This is a genomic window from Rhizobium sophoriradicis (assembly GCF_003939025.1).
Lineage (GTDB): Bacteria > Pseudomonadota > Alphaproteobacteria > Rhizobiales > Rhizobiaceae > Rhizobium > Rhizobium sophoriradicis.
The window spans coordinates 115,345-134,425 of record NZ_RQIH01000013.1 but is presented as its reverse complement, the minus strand read 5'-3'; the positions used below and the strand labels follow the sequence as shown (position 1 = coordinate 134,425).

General features: G+C 63.1%; 17 protein-coding genes. 7 read left to right on the top strand and 10 right to left on the bottom strand.

The annotated features are described in order from the left end of the window. From EFR00_RS22125 to ubiE, 6 genes are all read right to left on the bottom strand, one after another. Complete coding sequence (locus EFR00_RS22125; protein ID WP_077991229.1) at window positions 1-1,098, bottom strand: thiohydantoin desulfurase; 1,098 nt, start codon at window positions 1,096-1,098, stop codon at window positions 1-3. Beyond that, window positions 1,079-2,359: a Zn-dependent hydrolase gene (locus EFR00_RS22120; protein ID WP_077991228.1), complete on the bottom strand. Its 1,281-nt coding sequence runs from the start codon at window positions 2,357-2,359 to the stop codon at window positions 1,079-1,081. The genes EFR00_RS22125 and EFR00_RS22120 overlap by 20 nt, the downstream gene beginning before the upstream one ends. After that, on the bottom strand, window positions 2,356-3,735 hold the full coding sequence (locus EFR00_RS22115; RefSeq protein WP_077991227.1) for a dihydroorotase: 1,380 nt from the start codon (window positions 3,733-3,735) through the stop codon (window positions 2,356-2,358). Before EFR00_RS22115 ends, EFR00_RS22120 begins: the two co-directional genes overlap by 4 nt. A gap of 130 nt (window positions 3,736-3,865) precedes the next feature. Continuing rightward, window positions 3,866-5,443, bottom strand: coding sequence for an aromatic amino acid lyase (locus EFR00_RS22110; RefSeq protein WP_077991226.1), 1,578 nt, complete (start codon window positions 5,441-5,443; stop codon window positions 3,866-3,868). Between the two features lie 90 nt (window positions 5,444-5,533). Further along, window positions 5,534-7,108: a 2-polyprenylphenol 6-hydroxylase gene (ubiB, locus tag EFR00_RS22105; protein WP_077991225.1), complete on the bottom strand. Its 1,575-nt coding sequence runs from the start codon at window positions 7,106-7,108 to the stop codon at window positions 5,534-5,536. Window positions 7,109-7,156: 48 nt separating this feature from the next. Next, window positions 7,157-7,933, bottom strand: a complete 777-nt coding sequence (ubiE, locus tag EFR00_RS22100) for a bifunctional demethylmenaquinone methyltransferase/2-methoxy-6-polyprenyl-1,4-benzoquinol methylase UbiE (RefSeq protein WP_077991224.1) — start codon at window positions 7,931-7,933, stop codon at window positions 7,157-7,159. Between the two features lie 150 nt (window positions 7,934-8,083). Between ubiE and mutM the strand changes: the two genes are divergently transcribed. The 5 genes from mutM to EFR00_RS22075 all read left to right on the top strand — a co-directional run bounded on the left by mutM (window position 8,084) and on the right by EFR00_RS22075 (window position 13,904). After that, on the top strand, window positions 8,084-8,974 hold the full coding sequence (gene mutM / locus EFR00_RS22095; protein ID WP_077991223.1) for a bifunctional DNA-formamidopyrimidine glycosylase/DNA-(apurinic or apyrimidinic site) lyase: 891 nt from the start codon (window positions 8,084-8,086) through the stop codon (window positions 8,972-8,974). A gap of 19 nt (window positions 8,975-8,993) precedes the next feature. Beyond that, window positions 8,994-9,767, top strand: a complete 774-nt coding sequence (locus EFR00_RS22090; RefSeq protein ID WP_039617502.1) for an enoyl-CoA hydratase — start codon at window positions 8,994-8,996, stop codon at window positions 9,765-9,767. A gap of 191 nt (window positions 9,768-9,958) precedes the next feature. Beyond that, window positions 9,959-10,237, top strand: coding sequence for a 30S ribosomal protein S20 (gene rpsT / locus EFR00_RS22085; RefSeq protein WP_008524652.1), 279 nt, complete (start codon window positions 9,959-9,961; stop codon window positions 10,235-10,237). Window positions 10,238-11,078: 841 nt separating this feature from the next. Next, complete coding sequence (gene dnaA / locus EFR00_RS22080; RefSeq protein ID WP_038686450.1) at window positions 11,079-12,629, top strand: chromosomal replication initiator protein DnaA; 1,551 nt, start codon at window positions 11,079-11,081, stop codon at window positions 12,627-12,629. A gap of 162 nt (window positions 12,630-12,791) precedes the next feature. Then, complete coding sequence (locus tag EFR00_RS22075) at window positions 12,792-13,904, top strand: saccharopine dehydrogenase family protein (protein WP_077991222.1); 1,113 nt, start codon at window positions 12,792-12,794, stop codon at window positions 13,902-13,904. 129 nt (window positions 13,905-14,033) lie between these two features. Here EFR00_RS22075 and hemW read toward each other — a convergent pair whose 3' ends face one another. The 4 genes from hemW to rph are packed head-to-tail and all read right to left on the bottom strand — an operon-like array spanning window position 14,034 to window position 17,032. Further along, the gene (gene hemW / locus EFR00_RS22070; RefSeq protein WP_077991220.1) at window positions 14,034-15,236 is read right to left on the bottom strand and encodes a radical SAM family heme chaperone HemW; all 1,203 of its coding nucleotides are present in this window, start codon (window positions 15,234-15,236) and stop codon (window positions 14,034-14,036) included. A 9-nt stretch (window positions 15,237-15,245) separates the two neighbouring features. Further along, the gene (rdgB, locus tag EFR00_RS22065) at window positions 15,246-15,890 is read right to left on the bottom strand and encodes an RdgB/HAM1 family non-canonical purine NTP pyrophosphatase (RefSeq protein WP_009988396.1); all 645 of its coding nucleotides are present in this window, start codon (window positions 15,888-15,890) and stop codon (window positions 15,246-15,248) included. After that, entirely contained in the window at window positions 15,891-16,316 is a 426-nt protein-coding gene (locus EFR00_RS22060) for a VOC family protein (protein ID WP_039617511.1), read from the bottom strand. Next, window positions 16,313-17,032 (bottom strand): ribonuclease PH, encoded by a 720-nt coding sequence (gene rph, locus EFR00_RS22055; RefSeq protein ID WP_038686459.1) that lies wholly within the window; start codon window positions 17,030-17,032, stop codon window positions 16,313-16,315. The genes EFR00_RS22060 and rph overlap by 4 nt, the downstream gene beginning before the upstream one ends. Window positions 17,033-17,158: 126 nt before the next feature. Between rph and hrcA the strand changes: the two genes are divergently transcribed. Next, window positions 17,159-18,247, top strand: coding sequence for a heat-inducible transcriptional repressor HrcA (hrcA, locus tag EFR00_RS22050; RefSeq protein ID WP_039617515.1), 1,089 nt, complete (start codon window positions 17,159-17,161; stop codon window positions 18,245-18,247). Window positions 18,248-18,424: 177 nt separating this feature from the next. Continuing rightward, window positions 18,425-19,057: a nucleotide exchange factor GrpE gene (grpE, locus tag EFR00_RS22045; RefSeq protein ID WP_077991219.1), complete on the top strand. Its 633-nt coding sequence runs from the start codon at window positions 18,425-18,427 to the stop codon at window positions 19,055-19,057. Window positions 19,058-19,081 lie beyond the last annotated feature (24 nt).

Below are 19,081 nucleotides of genomic sequence, written 5' to 3'. Positions count from 1 at the left end.
TCAGGCCTTCGTTTCCAGCGCATAGCGGGCGATCTCGATCCCCATCGCCTTTTCGACGACGGGATAGACGGTGGGATCGAGCACGCTTGCCGACAGCGGGATGATATCCTTCGGCACATGCAGGATGAAAACCTGCATGCCTTCCCTGAGCTGGCCGACGCTGAGCGGCTCACCCTCCTGAGACAGCGTGGTGATCACTGCTGGGAAGGTCGCAAGCCGCCCGCCATCGGCATCATCCACCGCCATATACTCGTTCATCACATGCAGCGTCACCGATTTTGCCCCCGAACCGACGATGACCGTGCCGATGTCGAAGGCTTCCCTGGTGTAGACGACGTCCTTTCGAGATATGACGCCCTCGGCGAGGATATGCCCGCCCGTCGTCTTGCAGATCGCATCGATAACAGCGGGCCCGCCGCGTTTCTCTGCCGCGATGATCGCCTCTCCGAGCGCAAGCGCCCTCGAGATGCCGCCAAGTGCCGCATGGCTGCGGACATAGGAGGCTCTGAGCGGGTTGCGGCAGCTGGCGATGAAGCCGCCGGATTGATCGGCGGCGGCACGCAGCACCGGCGAGATCTTCGCCGTCGCCCCCTTCACCACCAGCTCGATATACCGGTTTTCGGCGCGATTGCCGCCGACGGCGGTCTGGATCATCGGCTCGGGTGAGCCGGCCATGCCGATCGAGCCCATGTCGCCTGTAGGATGGGCGCGGATATCGCCGACGGCGTCGACCACCTTGGTGCCGAGGATCGCCGACGGCAGCCAGCCGTTCAGCGTCGAGGATTTGCCGTTCTGGCCGATGATCAGCCCGGAAAGCTTCTCGCCCAGCGCCTCCTGCAGGAGCTGCACGGCCTTGACGTAATCGATGCCCTGCATTTCCCAGGGGGTGGTGGAGGCCGGCGCGCCGATGGCGGCGGCCGTCGCGATCCAGTCATCGTCCCGCAGTTCGTCGATCGACACCAGCTCCGGCTTGCCCGCATTGACTGCCGCAAGCCCGAGCATCCGCCCGTGATCGGCCCAACCGCCACCGCCGGCGGCATAGACGGAGCCGCCCTTGACGGCGGCTTCGACGTCCTTCTCAACCAGTATGCGTCCCATCGGCCTTCTCCCGCTTCGAATCCGTGTCCATCTCGCGCACCGCCTCGAACAGCACGGCGGCGCCGAGCGCGATATCGTCATTGTCGGCCCACTCGTCCTCGCAATGGCTGCGGCCTCCCCGGCAGGGCACGAAGATCATGGCCGCCGGCGCCACCTTGGCGATCCAGGCCGTGTCGTGCCCGGCGCCCGAGGCCATGCGCCGATATTTCGCGCCGACGCGTTCGCAGGCGGCCTCGAGCGCCGAAAGCAGCCCGGCATCGCCCGGCGTCGGCAGATTGTCGGATACCCGGTTCGGCGCTTCGATCCTCACGCCATAGGCGGTCGCCAGCTTTTCGACATGGCCTTCGAGCCAGCGGCAGAAGGCCTCCATATCGGCGCGAATTTCAGCGCGGCCGTCGATCAGCAGCACGACTTTCGACGGCACGACATTGGCGGCATTCGGCTCGACTCTGAATTCGCCGACCGTCGCGGCAAAATGCCCCGGCGTCTTGGCCAGCTCGGCGGCGGCGTTACGGATGTCGAGCACCAGCTGGGATGCCGCCACCAGCGCATCGGCCCGCCGGTCCATCGGCGTCGTGCCGGCATGGTCAGCCCGTCCTTCGACAGTGATTTCGATGCGGGTAATACCTGCAATCGCGGTGACGATCCCGACATCCTCCCGTTCGGCTTCGAGCACCGGTCCCTGCTCGATATGCAGCTCGAGAAAGCCGGCAATATCCGGCCTCTTCTGCTGCGCCAGGACGCCAGGCTCGCCGCCCACCTGGGCAATGCCTCCGGCAAGATCGAGATCGCCGCTGACGCGCGAAAGCCAGGACTCCGGCAGTTGCCCGGTCATGCCGCGGCTGCCGATGCAGGAGACGCCGAAGATGCTGACTTCTTCGGCGAGGAAATCGACAATCTCTAGATCGTGGTCGAGCTCGATGCTCTGGTCGCCGAGCGCCCGCGCCACCTCAAGCGCTGCGATCACGCCGGCGATGCCGTCGAAGCGGCCGCCGTCCGGCACCGTGTCGGAATGCGAACCGAGCATGATCGTGCCGAGCCACGGTTTGCGGCCGGTGCGCCGGCCGATCAGATTGCCGGCCGCGTCGATCCGCGTTTCCAGTCCGGCCGCCTTCATCCGCGCTTCGAGATAGCTCCGGCCTTCGCGAAAGATCGGCGAGAACGCCCGCCGCGTCCAGGGATGCCCCGGCTCGGTGATCGCGGCCAGCGCCTCGATATCCTCAGCTATCCTGTTGGCATTGACGGGAAGATTGCGGCTCATGCACCGCCTCCCGCCATGACGTGGCGCAGTGGCGGCCGGACGAACCGGCCGGTGCCGGGTTTGGCCAGCACCTTGCCACCCTCGGCGATCTTTTCGCCGCGCAGGTAGGTGGCCGCCACTGTCCAGGGCAGGGCAATGCCGTTATAGGGGCTCCAGCCGACGACATTGTTGCCGCTTGCCGATGCATCATAGATGGCGTCCCGCGGTTCCAGCACGGCGATATCGGCATCTTTGCCCGGCGTCAGCGCCCCCTTAATATGGTCGAGCCGGAAATGTTTCGCCGGATTCTCCGCCATCAGCCTGGCAGCCCAAGTCAGCGGAATGCCGCGCTCGATGGCGCCTTTGACGAAAAGCGGCATCATCACCTCGAGGCCCGGCACGCCGGATGCGTTTGCGAGCATGTCGGGATTGGTCTTGCGGTTCTCCGACCAGCTGACGTGATCGGTCGAGACCAGCCAGACATCGCCTTCCGCCACCTTCCGCCAGAGCTTCTCCACCTCGGCCCGCGGCCGCAGCGGCGGATTGATCTTCGCCTTGCCGCCGAGGCGCTTGACGTCGCTCTCTTCGTCGAGCGTCAGATAATGGATGCAGCATTCGACGGTCGCTGCAAAGCCGTCACGCCGGTAGGCGCGGGCGATATCGTAGCCGCGCCCGAGCGAGCAATGCACGACATGCGCGGGGCAGCCGGTGGCTGCACCCGTCTCGAAGATCGTGTGCATGGCCAGGAGTTCGGTGATTGGTGGCCGCGACAGGCCGTGCGCCCGCCAGTCGGTGATGCCGCGCGCCTTCACCTGCTCGATATAGCTGCGCACCGCCTCGTCGTCTTCGTTGTGCACGCCTGCCGTCAGTCCGGTCGGAGCGATCGCCGCAAAGCAGGCGTCGAGCAGGGCCGGCGGGATGCGCGGAAAACGCTTGGGATCGGTGCCGAAAGTCGAGAATTTGAAGGCCGCGACGCCCGCCTCGACCATCTCGCCGATCCGCGCCGGGCCTTCTTCCGGATCGACGGTGCCGTAAAGCGCGAAGTCGACACGCGCCTGCTGCCCGGCATGGTCGATCTTGCGTTTCACCGCCGCTGCCGAGCAGACGAGATCGCCCTCGTCATAGGGCATGTCGACGATTGTTGTCACGCCGCCGGCCGCTGCCGAGCGCGTCGACCAGATGAAGTCTTCCTGGTTCTTCTGGGAAAGCGAATGCACCTGGGCGTCGATGGCACCGGGCAGGATCAGCGCTCTGCCGAGCAGATGCCGTTCACGCGCCGCCGGCGGGACGCCGAGGCCGACCTCGGCGATCTTGCCGTTGCTGGCGGCGACATAGCCCGCTTCGAGGATGCGGTCCGGCAGCACCACCGTGCCCTGCAGAACGAGATCGAAGTCCATGTCGCTTCCTCCCTGGGCTGAAATCAGACCGTTGCCGGCTGGAGCGTGATGCCAAAAGCGTGACGTCTGTCGGATGGCATCATCTGGTTAATGTAGAACAGGATCCAGATTTTCAGTCTTTGGCCCGGAATCATCCTGTTCGGCTCGCCAGCCGCTCCTCGATGGGCTCCGGCGAGCCGAGTGCGAAGAAATCGTCGAAGGAGGCGATCGGCACCTGTTCGGTCAGTTTTGTCAGAAAGTCGTCCGATCCGAGCTCTTCCTCGATCGCCTCCACCTCGGCCGAAAGCGGCCGGTCGACGGTATAAAAGGCCGCATGTTTGCGCACGACCTGATAAAGCATGCCGGCGACGCCCTTCGGTTCGTCTCCGAGAATGTCGATTGCCTGGGCCGAGAGCAGCGCCTCGAGTGCCGCAAGCCGCTTCAGCGCCTGCATCTGCCGCTCGAAGCGCTCGATGACCAGCGGCAGGAAGGCCGCCTCATCCTCCAGGCCGGCCGCAACGACCAGCGACTGCGCCGAAACGGGGCCGGACATCGACAGGACGCGCGAGAAGATCTCGCCGGCAAGCTTGATGATCGGCCCGAAGCCGGTGGCGATCCGACCCGGCGGCACCAGATTGACCGGCAGGTCGCGCCGCTGGCCGTTGCCGAGAATGACGCAGCGGTTGAAGGCGTTGCGTGCCGCATGAGCCATGCACAGCGCCGCCGATTCGAGCAGAATCGTCACATCGAGCGGCAGCGATCCACCCGAGGTCATCACCCTGCCTTCCACCACCACGGGATTGTCGTCCGAGCGGCCGGTGGCGGCAAGGATCTTATGGCCTGTCGACAGGAGGTTTTCGATGACCGCACCGAACACCTGGGCGATCATGCGCAGGCTGAGGGGATCCTGCACATGCGTTGCAACCGGCCAGTTCCATTCCTCCGACGCATTGCAGAGCCAGGCGCCGATCAGCGCCTCGCGCGCCGTGCCGACATGGCGGACGGCCTTCCAGGGGTCGCGGGAGGCGCCGAGCGCGCCGGCCGCCATCATCGCCGTCGCCAGCAGGACGCGGATCGAGGCCGCCGCATTGCGTGTCGTTTCCGCCGCCGCGGCAAAGCTCACCGCATTGACGCTCAGCGAGGCGAGGCTGTCGCGGGGCGCCATCCGCACCGGTTGCAGTCCCGCGGCCCGGAAGGCGTCGGCTGCCTGCATCCGATTGCCGCGGTAGACCGCTTCGCCGACGCCGGTCAGCACCGCGCCGATCTGCCCCATCAGGCCGATATCGGCGCAGCCGATCGAGCCGGTGCGGCGCACGACCGGAATGAGATCGGCCTCGAGCATCCTGATATAGGCCTCGATCAGCTCCGGCGTGCAGCCGACCTGGCCGGTCAGCGCCGTATTGACGCGGATAGCCATGGCGTTGCGCACGACGTTGCAGGAAAACGGCGTGCCGGTGCCGAAATGATGGGCGCGCACCAGGCCGAGATTGAAGGTGTCGAGTTCGTCGGCTGACCACTCCACATCCTTCATGGCCCCGACACCGGTTGTCGAGCCGTAGACCGGCATGCCCGAAGCAATCGCATCCTCGACGATCTCGCGGGCGATGGCGATGCGGGCCATGCCGGTTGCCGAAGCAGAAATCGTCGCCTTGCCCGCACCGATGGTCACCATCTCGGCAAAACCGAGCGGTCGTCCGGAAAGTTCGATGCCGGGGCGTTCGTGCTGCATGTGCCAGATCTCCTAAACGGTGAGACTAAGCGAGCCCTCCGTTACATGGGATATCCTAAATGCCGAACACAGCATGTTATCGGGAGGCGGTCAGCTCAGCATCCAGGCAATATAGAGAAGCGTCAATGCGATGACCCACAGCGCGATCCTGGCCGAGCGGTTGTGCCGTGCTTCCGCCTTGCCGATCGCCTCGGCTGTCTCCTCGTCGAAGCGCAGGCCGTGCTCGCTCATATGCAGGAGCTGATGGTGGAATTTTTCGGTCTTCGCCGCAATTTCCGGCACGGCCTCGGCAAGCTTGACCGCCGCCTTCAGCCCGTCCTTGAGATCAGTCGCGATCCGCTTCGGCCCGAGATTGGTGCGAATCCAGTCGCCTACGACAGGTTCGGAGGCCTTCCACATGTTGAAACGCGGGTTGAGCATGCGCGACACCCCTTCGACGACGACCATGGTCTTCTGCAGCATCACCAGTTCCGGCCGTGTCGCCATGTCGAAGAGTTCGGTCACTTCGAACAGCAGCGTCAGCAGCTTGCCCATCGAGATCGTCTCGGCCGGCTGTCCATGGATCGGCTCGCCGATCGCCCGGATTGCCTGGGCGAAGCTCTCGACATTGTGGTGGCCGGGCACATAGCCGGCCTCGAAATGCACCTCGGCGACGCGGACGTAATCACGGGTGATGAAGCCGTAGAGGATTTCGGCGAGGAACCGCCGCTCCTTCTTGCCGAGCCGCCCGACAATGCCCATGTCGACGGCGACGATCATGCCACCGGCATCGACGAAGAGATTGCCCGGGTGCATGTCGGCATGGAAGAAGCCGTCGCGCAGCGTATGGCGCAGGAACGACTGGATCAGCGTGTCGGCGAGCAGGTTGAGATCGTGGCCGGCCGCGCGCAGCCCCTCGACGTCAGACATTCTCGTGCCGTCGATCCACTCCATGGTGATGACGTCGCGGCCCGTGCGCTCCCAGTCGACCTTCGGTACGCGGAAGCCGGGATCGCTGTCGGTGTTTTCGGCAATCTCCGAAAGCGCTGCCGCCTCCAGGCGAAGATCCATCTCCACCTTCGTCGTCTGTTCGAGCGTCTTCGTCACCTCGACCGGCCGCAACCGCCGGCTCGACGGCATGAAACGCTCCTGCATATGGGCGACGAGGTACATGGCCTCGATGTCGTGCGCAAAACGCTGGCGCACGCCGGGTCGCACGATCTTGACGGCGACCTTCTTTCGGCCTTGCGGTGTCTCCACTTCGGCCGGGTGCACCTGTGCGATCGAGGCGGCGGCGATCGGCTCGCCGAAGCTCGCATAGAGTTCGCCGATCGGCCGCCCGAGCGAGCCTTCGATATTCGCCTTGGCGGCAGCCGAGGGAAAGAAGGCCATGCGGTCCTGCAGCTGCGACAGGTCGTTGGCGAATTCGACGCCGACCACGTCAGGCCGCGTCGCCAGGAACTGCCCGATCTTCACATAGGAGGGACCAAGCCGCTCGACGGCCTGCGCCAACCGGTCGCTGCGCTTCTGATGCTTTGCCTTGCTTCGCTCGAAAATCGTGACGACGGATTTGGCGAGCGCGACCGAAGGCGGCAGGCCTTCGGAAGGAAGCGCCGAGACGACGCCCTCACGCACGAGCACCCAGCCGACGCGCCAAAGGCGGAAATAGGCTCCGAAAGTGCTCATGCCGAAATGCTCCGCCGAGGGAGGTTTGTCTTTATTTCCCTCATTCCCTCAGAGCTTCCAGCCGGAATGCAGTGCGGCGATGCCGCCGGTATAATTGGTGTAGCTGACGCGCGAAAAGCCGGCCTGGCGGATCATCGCCGCGAAATTCTCTTGGTTCGGGAATTTGCGGATCGATTCCACCAGATACTGGTAGGGTTCGGCATCGCCGGTGATCGCCTTGCCGAATTGCGGAATGGCGTTGAACGACCAGGCGTCATAGATCTTGTCGAGCAGCGGCATGTCGACTTCGGAAAATTCCAGCACCAGCAGCCGGCCGCCGCGCTTCAGCACACGATAGGCCTCAGAGAGCGCGATATCGATCCGCGGCACGTTGCGGATGCCGAAGGCGATCGTATAGGCGTCGAAGCTGGCAGGCTCGAAGGGCAGCTCTTCGGCATTCGCCTCGACGAAGGTCAGATTGCCGGAAAGCTTCTTCTTTTCCGCCCGTTCGGCGCCGACGCCGAGCATCGAGCCGTTGATGTCGAGCACGGTCGCATGCGCCTGCCGGCCCGAAGCCTCGACGATGCGGAAGGCGATGTCGCCGGTGCCGCCGGCAACGTCGAGCACCTTGTAGCCCGGTTCCTTGCGCGGATTGAGCGCGGCGATCATCGCATCCTTCCAGGCGCGGTGCATGCCCATCGACATGACGTCGTTCATGATGTCGTAGCGTTTGGCGACCTTGTGGAACACCTGGTTGACCAAGCCCTGCTTCTCGCCGCCGGGCACTTCGCGAAAGCCGTAGGAGGTCTCCATGCCGCCATCGGCGGAAGTGCGGCTTTCTGACATCAGGCTGCTCCGTTCCTTCAAGATTCGGGCACGGCGGCCATAGCGAAAGACCGCGCGCGACGTTATCACTGGGCCGCGCTCTCCGCGGCTCACTGGCGCTATAGCGCACATCGTCCTCGGTTGAAACACGTTCGATATAGATGGGTTAAGATGCCGGAATTGCCAGAAGTCGAAACGGTCAAGCGCGGCCTGGCGCCGGCAATGGAGGGGGCTCGCGTCGCGAGGCTGGAGCTGCGCCGAAGGGATTTGCGTTTCCCCTTTCCCGATGCCCTGGCGGACAGGGTTTCCGGCCGCACCATCGTCGGACTTGGCCGCCGCGCCAAATATCTGCTGGTCGATCTCGACGACGGCAATACGCTGATTTCCCATCTCGGCATGTCCGGTTCCTTCCGGATCGAGGAGGATGCGGCCTCGGCGATGCCGGGCGAATTCCACCATGCCCGCTCTAAAGACGAGAAGCACGATCACGTCATCTTCCACCTCGAAGGTGGCGGCGGCCCGCGCCGCGTCGTCTATAACGATCCCCGCCGCTTCGGCTTTATGGATATTGTCGGGCGTGCCGATCTTGCTGCTCATCCCTTCTTCCGCGATCTCGGCCCGGAGCCGACGGGAAACGAGCTCGGCGCCACCTATCTCGCCGAACGTTTCCGCGACAAGGCGCAGCCCCTGAAGAGCGCGTTGCTCGACCAGAAGAATATTGCCGGTCTCGGCAATATATATGTCTGCGAAGCGCTATGGCGTTCGCATCTTTCGCCCATCCGCGCCGCCGGCACCCTGGTGACACCGGGCGGCAAGCCGAAGGAAAAGCTCAGCCTGCTCGTCGCCTCGATCCGCGACGTCATCGCCGATGCCATCGCCGCCGGCGGATCGTCGCTGCGCGACCATATCCAGACGGATGGATCGCTCGGCTATTTCCAGCATTCCTTCTCCGTCTATGATCGCGAAGGCCAGGCTTGCGGCACGCCCGGCTGCGGCGGTACGGTCGCCCGTATCGTCCAGGCGGGTCGCTCCACCTTCTATTGCGCCGCCTGCCAGAAATGAGAGAAAACGGGAGACCAGCATGGCTTACGAGACCCTGATCGTCGAAACCCGAGGCAATGTCGGCCTCGTCACGCTGAACCGCCCGCAGGCGCTGAATGCGTTGAACTCCACCGTCCTCAAGGAGTTGAAGGCGGCCTACGCCTCCTTCCATGCCGACGAGGCGATCGGCGCCATCGTCATCACCGGCTCCGAACGCGCCTTTGCCGCCGGCGCCGACATCAAGGAAATGCAGTCGCTCCAGTTCGCCGACATCTATAAGAGTGATTTCATCAGCGGCTGGGACGACGTCGCCAAGGCCCGCAAGCCTGTCATCGCCGCCGTCAGCGGTTTTGCTCTCGGCGGCGGCTGCGAGCTCGCCATGATGTGCGATTTCATCATCGCCTCGGAGACGGCGAAATTCGGCCAGCCGGAAATCACCCTCGGCGTCATCCCCGGCATGGGCGGCTCGCAGCGGCTGACGCGCGCCGTCGGCAAGGCGAAGGCGATGGATCTTGTCCTGACCGGCCGGATGATGGATGCGGCGGAAGCCGAACGATCGGGACTCGTTTCGCGTGTGGTGGCGCCCGAGCGTCTGCTCGACGAGGCGCTTGCCGCGGCGGAAAAGATCGCCTCCCTTTCGCAGCCCTCGGTGATGATGGCCAAGGAGGCGGTCAACCGTGCCTTCGAAACGACGCTGGAGGAGGGGCTCCGCTTCGAGCGCCGCCTGTTCCACAGTCTCTTTGCCACCGATGATCAGAAAGAAGGCATGGCGGCCTTTGTCGAGAAGCGCAAACCTGCCTTTAAGCACCGTTGAATGCTTTTCGGCGCTTCCGGCTGGAAAGCTTGAAAATCCGCGTTGACGTGGGCAGGCTTTAGGGTTATATGCCCGCCCACGGTTCGGAAAGCCGCTCTGGTTTTCCGCGATTGCTCCCGCATTGCTGGATTTGGTGGCCGCAGGGCCCGCGGTAATGGCGGAGTTTGTTCGAATTCTTGAGAGAGGCATCCATGGCCAATACAACTTCGGCGAAAAAAGCGACCCGCAAGATCGCCCGCCGTACCGACGTCAATAAGGCTCGTCGCTCGCGCGTTCGTACTTTCGTTCGCCAGGTCGAAGAGGCTATCGCATCCGGTGACGCCGACAAGGCGAAGGCCGCTTTCCTGGCCGCTCAGCCGGAGCTTGCCCGCGCTGCCAGCAAGGGCGTGCTGCACTCCAACACGGCATCCCGCAAGGTCTCGCGCCTGGCCGCTCGTGTGAAGGCTCTTTCGGTCTCCGCGACCGCGTAATCTTCCATTAACGACCTCCTCGTTATGATTAGCCCGGTAATTTTACCGGGCTTTTTCGATTCCGCTGTTTGGCCTCTTCATGGTTAATCGCACGACTGTTTCGTGTCACCGCCATGACAGGAAAAGTTCATAAAAAACAATGGCTTGCGATAGGATGCTTCGGCGCCGCGCGACTCTGGCCTGCGCTCCGGTGACCCTGGGCGAGTCAAGAAGATTTTTATTTTTTTTCTTTCATTGCGTGTCAAAATAGCCCGAACGGGGAATCTCCTTGATTCAAAAGCGATTCTTTTTTGACGGTGGTGTGACGCCCGAAAAGGGCGGGCGGAGTCAATGGCCGCATCTTAATTTTGCGTAAAATTCATCGTTGATCTTGCCATTTGATCCTGCCTAAATGGCTTCCAACAAAGGGCGCGGACATCACCTGCAGAGGCTCGGTCTTAACTGCCACGTCGGCAGGGCGATAGGTTTGTACCATTTGTTACGGAGCCTTGCGCTTCCGTTTTTTCAAGCACTCGACGGATTTGAGCCGTAACGTGGCTGTTACGGGGCAGGGATGTTTTGTGCCTATGGCAACCACACGTTAAACGTGAGGCTGCGGGATAGGGGATAGTAATATTGCGTTCGGGCTGGTCGGCCGAAAACGAGGTTTGACCGCCAGCCTGGCATGGAAAGCCGATGAAGGTACCGCATGAACGCGGTCCCTGCACCGGAGTTCTGTGCCGTGTTTGAGTGAACCGGCAGGCGAGCGGCTTCATGAGGATGCCGCTAGCCCGTCAAAGGCGGGGAATGCTCGGGCGGCTGTTTTAGCGGAGGCCGGCCGGTGGAATTGAAAGGCGGCACTATGCAGATGAATACGATGACGGCAGGCGGGCACGACAATGGGGATGCGGCACCGCAGGCGTTCGGCTCCATTCGCCTTGAAATGGGAGAAGTAAAGGCGGAAATGAAGCAGAGCATATTGTTTGAGCGCGTCAGCGCGCGCTTGAAGGCCCAGGTCGGTCCTGACGTCTATGCCAGCTGGTTTGCCAGGTTGAAACTGCATTCGGTATCGAAGAGCGTCGTTCGCCTTTCGGTTCCCACGACCTTCCTGAAGTCGTGGATCAACAATCGTTATCTCGATCTCATCACCGGTCTGTTCCAGGCCGAAGATCCGGAAATCTTGAAGATCGAAATCCTGGTGCGCACGGCAACGCGCAGCGGCATGAAGGGCGCCGACGAGGCGGTCCAGCCCGAGCCGGCCGCTCCCGCGCAGATGCGCCGCCCGGCAAGCGCCCAGCCGGCCAGCCAGGCCGTGCAGCAGGCGGTTTCGGCTGCTGCCGCCGCAAGGCCGGCAAGCCTGGGTTCGCCGCTCTTCGGTTCGCCGCTCGATAGCCGTTTCACCTTCGATACCTTCGTGGAAGGCAGCTCGAACCGCGTTGCGCTTGCAGCTGCCAAGACGATCGCGGAAGCCGGTTCCGGCGCCGTGCGCTTCAATCCGCTCTTTGTCCATTCGACGGTGGGGCTCGGCAAGACCCACCTGCTGCAGGCGATCGCCAATGCGGCGGTGCAGAACCCGCGGGCTCTGCGCGTCGTCTATCTGACGGCGGAATATTTCATGTGGCGCTTCGCCACCGCAATCCGCGACAACGACGCGCTGACGCTGAAGGATTCGCTGCGCAACATCGACCTCTTGATCATCGACGACATGCAGTTCCTGCAGGGCAAGATGATCCAGCATGAATTCTGCCATCTCCTCAACATGCTGCTCGACAGCGCCAAGCAGGTCGTCGTCGCCGCCGACCGCGCGCCTTGGGAGCTGGAATCGCTCGATCCCCGCGTCCGCTCGCGCCTGCAGGGCGGTGTGGCGATCGAACTCGACGCGCCGGATTACGAAATGCGTCTCGAAATCCTCAAGCGGCGCCTTGCGGCTGCCCGCCAGGAGGATCCGTCGCTCGAAATTCCGGCCGATCTGCTCCAGCACGTCGCCCGCAACATCACGGCCAGCGGCCGCGAACTCGAAGGCGCCTTCAACCAGCTGATCTTCCGCCGCTCCTTCGAGCCGAACCTGTCGATCGAGCGCGTCGACGAACTGCTTGCTCATCTCGTCGGCTCCGGCGAACCGCGCCGTGTCCGCATCGAGGATATCCAGCGCATCGTCGCCCGGCATTACAATGTCTCGCGTCAGGAACTGGTCTCCAATCGCCGCACCCGCGTCATCGTCAAGCCGCGCCAGATCGCCATGTATCTTTCGAAAACGCTGACGCCGCGCTCCTTCCCCGAGATCGGCCGCCGTTTCGGCGGGCGCGATCACACGACCGTGCTGCATGCCGTGCGCAAGATCGAGGAGCTGATATCGGGAGACACCAAGCTTTCCCACGAAATCGAGCTGCTGAAGCGGCTGATCAACGAATAATTGGTGGATTTTCCAGGACATTCGGCGGCCGGAAGCGATTCCGGCCGTTTTCCTTTATAAGCTTTTTATTCTATACCTCCGGCCATTCCGTGCCCGTCCGATCTGAAGCGGCGCGCATCGGACAAAATGAATGCGCTGAAGCGGGCGCGTGGGAGGATATGCATGAGTTTCAAAAGGATCGCCGTTCTCGGCCTGGGCAAGGTCGGACGGCTGGCGGCGACGCTGTTGCATGAAGGCGGCTTCGAGGTCATCGGCGTCGATGCACAATTGCCGCTGGGCGATTTGCCCTTCAAGTGCCGCGCCGGCGATATTTCCGACGCTGAGGTGATCGGCGAACTGCTCTCCACCGTCGAGGCGGTGCTCTCCTGCCTTCCCTACCATCTGAACATCGAACTGGCCCGCGCCGCCCATCTTGCCGGCATCCATTATTTCGATCTTACCGAAGACGTTCCCACCACCAATTTCATCATCGAACTGTCGAAGACAGCGCGCGGCCTGATGGCGCCGCAATGCGGCCTGGCGCCGGGGTTCGTCGGCATCGTCGGGGCAAGCCTTGCCGACGGTTTCGAGCGCTGCCGCTCGATCCGCATGCGTGTGGGCGCCCTGCCGCAGCATCCCACAGGCCTCCTCGGGTATGCCTTCAACTGGTCGCCGGAGGGCGTCGTCAACGAATATCTGAACGATTGCGAGGTCATCGAGGGCGGTGTGCGCAAGCTGGTCTCGCCGATGGAATGGCATGAGACGGTCTATGTCGGCGGCGTCAAGCTCGAAGCCTTCACCACCTCGGGCGGGCTTGGCACCATGTGCGACACCATGCTCGGTAAGATCGACAATCTCGACTACAAGACGATGCGTTACCCCGGCCATATGGAGCTGATGAACTTCTTCTTCCATGAGCTGTTGATGCGCGACAAGCGCAAGCTCGCCGGCGAGATCCTGACCAATGCAAAGCCGCCTGTTGAAGACGATGTCGTCTATGTCCATGTCGCCGCCGAGGGGACGGAGAATGGCAGCCTGCGCCGCAAGGAATTCGTGCGCGCCTATTATCCGATCGAGATTGCCGGCGCGCGCCGCACGGCGATCGCCTGGACGACATCGGCTTCGGTCGTCGCCGTCATCGAGATGGTCCGTGACGGGCTGTTGCCGGCGACCGGCTTCCTGCACCAGGAGCATATTCCGCTGGAGATGTTCCTGAAGACGCCGACCGGCAGCCTGTTCAAGGCGGGCGCTACTACAGCGCCGCGCGTCTCTTCAGGCGCGCAAAGGACGCTGTAGCAATTTGAATTGCTGCATAATTCCTTAAATCGATTTCGATTTAAGGAATTATGCAGCGGCCACGGCTGAAAATGATATCGGCGCGGCGGTAAGGTTATCGCCGCGCTGGAAACAATCCGTTGTCCGATATCAACAGGCGAGGTCGGCGACCACGGAATCGAGGATCAGCATGCCGGCCGGTGTGCAGCGCAGCCGTGAATTGCCGATCCGCTCGATGAATTTATGCTCAAGCAGGAATTCTTCGCGCTTCGGGTCGAGCTCGCGGCCGGAAAGCTGCTGCCAGCGGGCGAGATCGACACCTTCCCGGAGCCGCAGTCCCATCAGCAGCAATTCGTCGGACTGCTCCTCATAACCCAGCCGCTCCTCATCGAGAATGCCGTGGCCGTCCTGCTCGACCATGTCGAGCCAGGCTTCCGGCTTGCGCTCGGTCGCCGTCGCGATCTTCTCGCGGCCGCGCGTCAGCCGGCCGTGCGCGCCCGGCCCGATGCCGGCATAATCGCCGTAACGCCAGTAGGTCAGATTGTGCCGGCTTTCCGCACCCGGCCTGGCGTGGTTGGAGACCTCATAGGCGGGCATGCCCTCACGCGCGGTGATCTCCTGCGTCGCCTCATAGAGCACAGCCGATTGCTCGCCATCCGGCACGATCAGCTTGCCCGCCTTGTGCAGACCGTAGAAGGGCGTGCCTTCCTCGATGGTCAGCTGATAAAGCGAAAGATGGTCGACCGCATAGGATATTGCCTCTTTCAGCTCGCGTTCCCATTCCTCGACCGTCTGGTTCGGCCGGGCATAGATGAGGTCGAAGGACATGCGCGGAAAAATGTCGCGCGCTAGCCGGATCGCCTTCAGCGCATCGGCGACATCATGCAGCCGGCCGAGAAATTTCAGATCCCGATCATCAAGCGCCTGCACGCCGAGCGAGACGCGATTGACGCCGGCTGCCCGGTAGCCCCGGAAGCGTTCGGCCTCGACGCTTGATGGATTGGCCTCCATGGTGATCTCGATACCGTCAGGCACGTGCCAGTGCCGGGCAATGCCGTCGAGAATGGCGGAAACCGTTTCCGGATGCATCAGCGAGGGCGTGCCGCCGCCGAGGAAGATGCTCGTCACCGTCTTCGGCCCGCTCATCGCCCGCACCGCCGCCGTCTCCTTCAGGAAGGCGGCGGCAAAGCGCTCCTGATCCACCGGCTGGTGGCGCACATGGCTGTTGAAGTCGCAATAGGGACACTTCGCCGCGCAGAAGGGCCAATGGACATAGACGCCGAAGCCGGGCTCGCCGGTATCGGGCAGCAGCGCTGCATCGCGCGGGGAGCCTGGCGTATCGAAATTGTCCACGTGGTGACCTTATGCCTCCAGGCAGGTTTCGACGAAGAGTTTGAAGGCGCGCGCCCGGTGCGACAGCGCCTGCGGCTTGCCGATATTCCAGCCGTGTTTTTCCTCGCCGCTCATCTCACCGAAGGTAACGCCGTAACCCTCCGGCTGGAAGACCGGATCGTAGCCGAAGCCCTGCGTGCCGCGCGGCGGCCAGACGACATTGCCTTCCACTTCGCCGCGGAAGAGTTCGGTATGCCCGTCCGGCCAGGCGAGGCAGAGCACGCTGACAAAACGCGCGGTGCGCTGTTCAGGCGTCGTGGCGCCGGCATCCTGCAGCGCCTTTTCCACCTTCGCCATCGCCATGTCGAAATCGCGGGTGCCGTCGGCTCTTTCCGCCCAATTGGCGGTGTAGACGCCGGGATCGCCGCCGAGCGCATCGACCACCAGCCCGGAATCGTCCGACAGCGCCGGCATGCCGGCGGCATGGGCGGAGGCGACCGCCTTGATCGTCGCATTTTCCTCAAAGCTGGTGCCGGTTTCGTCGGGCTCGACGAAATTCAGCTCGGCTGCCGATTTTGCGGTGAAGCCGAGCGGCCCGATCAGTTCCTGGATCTCGCGGATCTTGCCGGCATTGTGGCTGGCGACAACGATGGTCTTCGTTTCAAGCTTGCGCATTCAGATATCCTGTTCGATGCCCCAGATTTTCGCCTCCGCGCATTCCAGGCTGTTGCCGGCCGGATCGCGGAAATAGATCGAGCGGCCGCCATTCGGCCAATGCACCTCGGATTCGATCGCCACACCTGCCGCTTTCAGCCGTTCGGCCATCGCATCGATATTGCGGCCGGCGACCCGGAAGCAGGCATGGCCCTGGCCGCTCGTGCCGTGCGGCGGCACCTGCAGCGCATTGGGCGCCGGCGGCTTGACCGTTTCCTCGGGGTTGAAGATCAGCAGCACGCCGGGGCCGCAGCGGAAGAAGACATGCCGGTTGGCCGCACGGGTGATCTTTTCAAGTCCGAGAACGTCTTCGTAGAAGACCTCGGCCGCATCGAGATCCCGCGCATAAAGCGCCGTTTCCAGCATGCCTTCCAGCATGGGGTTCATCCCGCAATCGCCTGTTTCTGCAGGGCGACGAGTTCGCCGATGCCGTTCTTGGCAAGACCCATCAGCGAGGTGAATTCCTCTTCGGTAAACGGCGTGCCTTCGGCCGTGCCCTGGATCTCGACGATGCCGCCGGCGCCGGTCATGACGAAATTGGCATCGGTCTCAGCCGAGGAATCCTCGAGGTAGTCGAGGTCGATCACCGCCTGGCTGGCGAAGACGCCGCAGGAGATGGCGGCAACATGATCCTTCAGGACCCGGTCAACCTTGATCATGTTGCGGCTTTCCATCCACTTCAGGCAATCGTAAAGCGCGATCCAGCCACCGGTGATCGACGCGGTCCGCGTGCCGCCATCGGCCTGGATGACATCGCAATCGAGGGTGATCTGCCGTTCGCCGAGCGCCTGCAGATCGACGACGGCGCGCAGGGACCGGCCGATCAGCCGCTGGATTTCCTGGGTGCGGCCACCCTGCTTGCCGGCGGCCGCCTCGCGCTTCATGCGTTCGCCAGTCGCCCGCGGCAGCATGCCGTATTCGGCCGTCACCCAGCCCTTGCCGGTATTGCGCAGCCACGGCGGCGTCTTTTCCTCGAGGCTTGCGGTACACAGCACATGCGTATCGCCGAACTTCACCAGGCAGGAGCCTTCCGCATGCTTGGAAAAGTTGCGCTCGAACGAGACCTTGCGCATCTGGTCGGTTTTTCTGCCTGAAGGCCGCATTCTTATCTCCTGGAGTTGCTGACCGCTTCTACGATTGGCGGCGCCCATTTGCAAATTCCCTTTTGCCACGGGGCTGAGTTTGACTATATTTTCGGGAAGCATCATCAGTGTGGGTTCGAGAGCTTCATGGGCATCAGGTCGACGTCGGTTTCAGATGCCGTTGCCGTGCTGGACGAGCGCTCCCGGGAAATCTTTCGCCGCATCGTCGAAGGGTATCTGGAAAGCGGTGAACCACTCGGCTCGCGCAATCTATCCCGCCTCCTGCCGATGTCGCTGTCGCCGGCCTCGGTGCGCAACGTCATGAGCGATCTCGAAGAACTCGGCCTGATCTATTCGCCGCATGTCAGCGCCGGCCGGCTGCCGACCCAGATCGGCCTGCGCTTCTTCGTCGATGCCTTCATGCAAATCGGCGATCTCTCCGCCGAGGAGCGCGCAAATATCGACCGTCAGGTGCGGGCCGAAAGCGGCGGCAATCCGGTCGAATCGATGATGAATGAGGCGAGCCGCATGCTGTCGGGCATTTCGCGCGGCGCCGGCCTCGTCATCACCTCGAAGAGCGATCCGGTGCTGAAACATGTCGAGTTCATCCGGCTGGAGCCGACAAAGGCGCTCGCCGTGCTTGTCGGCGATCACGACCAGGTGGAAAACCGCATCATCGAGCTGCCGGCCGGTGTCACCTCCTCGCAGCTGACGGAGGCGGCAAATTTCCTCAATGCACACATGTCCGGCCAGACCCTGCCGGAGCTGCGCAAACAATTGAGCCGGTTGAAGGACGATGTCCGCCACGAGCTCGATGCGCTCTCGCGCGATCTCGTCGAGCGCGGCATCGCCGTCTGGGCCGGCAGCCCGGACGAAGGAAAGCCCGCCCAGCTGATCATTCGCGGCCGCGCCAACCTGCTCGAAGGGCTCGGTGGCGCCGAGGATCTCGACCGGCTGCGCATGCTGTTCGACGATCTCGAAAAGAAGGACAGCCTGATCGAGATCCTCAATCTGGCCGAGAGCGGCTCGGGCGTGCGCATCTTCATCGGCTCGGAAAACAAGCTCTTCTCGCTGTCGGGCTCATCGCTGATCGTCGCCCCCTATCGTGACGATGACGATCGGATCGTCGGCGCTGTCGGCGTCATCGGCCCGACGCGGCTCAATTATTCCCGCATCGTGCCGATGGTGGATTACACCGCCCAGCTCGTCTCCCGCCTTTCGCGCAATTCGCTTTGACGCGCTTTAGCTCTTTGTTTTGATGCATGTCGTTATCCCGGAACCGCGGCACACTTCCGGGCGACATGCATTAGCGCTCAAGTCCGCGGAATTTTCGCTTCTTTGTCACGCAGACTTGATTTTTTTCGGTCAAACCTCGATATCGGGCGCATCTGAAGACACCAACCGGAGACCGTCATGATCGATGAAACGACGAAAAACGGACCTGACGCAACTGCGGCCGATTCCGCAGCCGACGCTGCCGCCTACGTCGAGAACGATATCGTGCAGGAAGAGACCGCCCAGCCAGACCCGCTTGAGCTTCTGAAAGCCGAAAACAGCGAACTGCGCGACCGCTACCTGCGCCTTGCCGCCGAGATGGACAATCTGCGCCGCCGCACCGAGCGCGAGGTCAAGGACGCCAAGTCCTATTCGGTCGCCGGTTTTGCCCGCGACATGCTCGCCGTCTCCGATAATCTGCGCCGGGCGCTGGATGCCATCTCTCCGGAGGCCAAGGCCACGGCCGATGCCGGCCTGACCACGCTGATCGAGGGTGTGGAGATGACCGAGCGTGCCATGCTGTCGGCGCTCGAGCGCCATGGTGTGCGCAAACTCGAGCCCGTCGGCCAGAAGTTCGATCCCAATTTCCATCAGGCGATGTTCGAGGTGCCGAACCCGGAGGTGCCGAACAACACGGTCGTCCAGGTCGTGCAGGCAGGCTTCACCATCGGCGAGCGCGTGCTGCGCCCGGCCATGGTCGGTGTCGCCAAGGGCGGGCCGAAGCCGGCCGAAGCCGAAACCAACTCCGTCTTCGACGAGAAGGACGCCTGAGATCGCTTCCTTCTCTTTTGTTGG

Excerpts from the sequence above, each read along its gene's own strand:
- EFR00_RS22125 (WP_077991229.1), bottom strand. The coding sequence starts at position 1,098 with ATGGGACGCATACTGGTTGAGAAGGACGTCGAAGCCGCCGTCAAGGGC.
- EFR00_RS22120 (WP_077991228.1), bottom strand. The coding sequence starts at position 2,359 with ATGAGCCGCAATCTTCCCGTCAATGCCAACAGGATAGCTGAGGATATC.
- EFR00_RS22115 (WP_077991227.1), bottom strand. The coding sequence starts at position 3,735 with ATGGACTTCGATCTCGTTCTGCAGGGCACGGTGGTGCTGCCGGACCGC.
- EFR00_RS22110 (WP_077991226.1), bottom strand. The coding sequence starts at position 5,443 with ATGCAGCACGAACGCCCCGGCATCGAACTTTCCGGACGACCGCTCGGT.
- ubiB (WP_077991225.1), bottom strand. The coding sequence starts at position 7,108 with ATGAGCACTTTCGGAGCCTATTTCCGCCTTTGGCGCGTCGGCTGGGTG.
- ubiE (WP_077991224.1), bottom strand. The coding sequence starts at position 7,933 with ATGTCAGAAAGCCGCACTTCCGCCGATGGCGGCATGGAGACCTCCTAC.
- mutM (WP_077991223.1), top strand. The coding sequence starts at position 8,084 with ATGCCGGAATTGCCAGAAGTCGAAACGGTCAAGCGCGGCCTGGCGCCG.
- EFR00_RS22090 (WP_039617502.1), top strand. The coding sequence starts at position 8,994 with ATGGCTTACGAGACCCTGATCGTCGAAACCCGAGGCAATGTCGGCCTC.
- rpsT (WP_008524652.1), top strand. The coding sequence starts at position 9,959 with ATGGCCAATACAACTTCGGCGAAAAAAGCGACCCGCAAGATCGCCCGC.
- dnaA (WP_038686450.1), top strand. The coding sequence starts at position 11,079 with ATGCAGATGAATACGATGACGGCAGGCGGGCACGACAATGGGGATGCG.
- EFR00_RS22075 (WP_077991222.1), top strand. The coding sequence starts at position 12,792 with ATGAGTTTCAAAAGGATCGCCGTTCTCGGCCTGGGCAAGGTCGGACGG.
- rdgB (WP_009988396.1), bottom strand. The coding sequence starts at position 15,890 with ATGCGCAAGCTTGAAACGAAGACCATCGTTGTCGCCAGCCACAATGCC.
- EFR00_RS22060 (WP_039617511.1), bottom strand. The coding sequence starts at position 16,316 with ATGAACCCCATGCTGGAAGGCATGCTGGAAACGGCGCTTTATGCGCGG.
- rph (WP_038686459.1), bottom strand. The coding sequence starts at position 17,032 with ATGCGGCCTTCAGGCAGAAAAACCGACCAGATGCGCAAGGTCTCGTTC.
- hrcA (WP_039617515.1), top strand. The coding sequence starts at position 17,159 with ATGGGCATCAGGTCGACGTCGGTTTCAGATGCCGTTGCCGTGCTGGAC.
- grpE (WP_077991219.1), top strand. The coding sequence starts at position 18,425 with ATGATCGATGAAACGACGAAAAACGGACCTGACGCAACTGCGGCCGAT.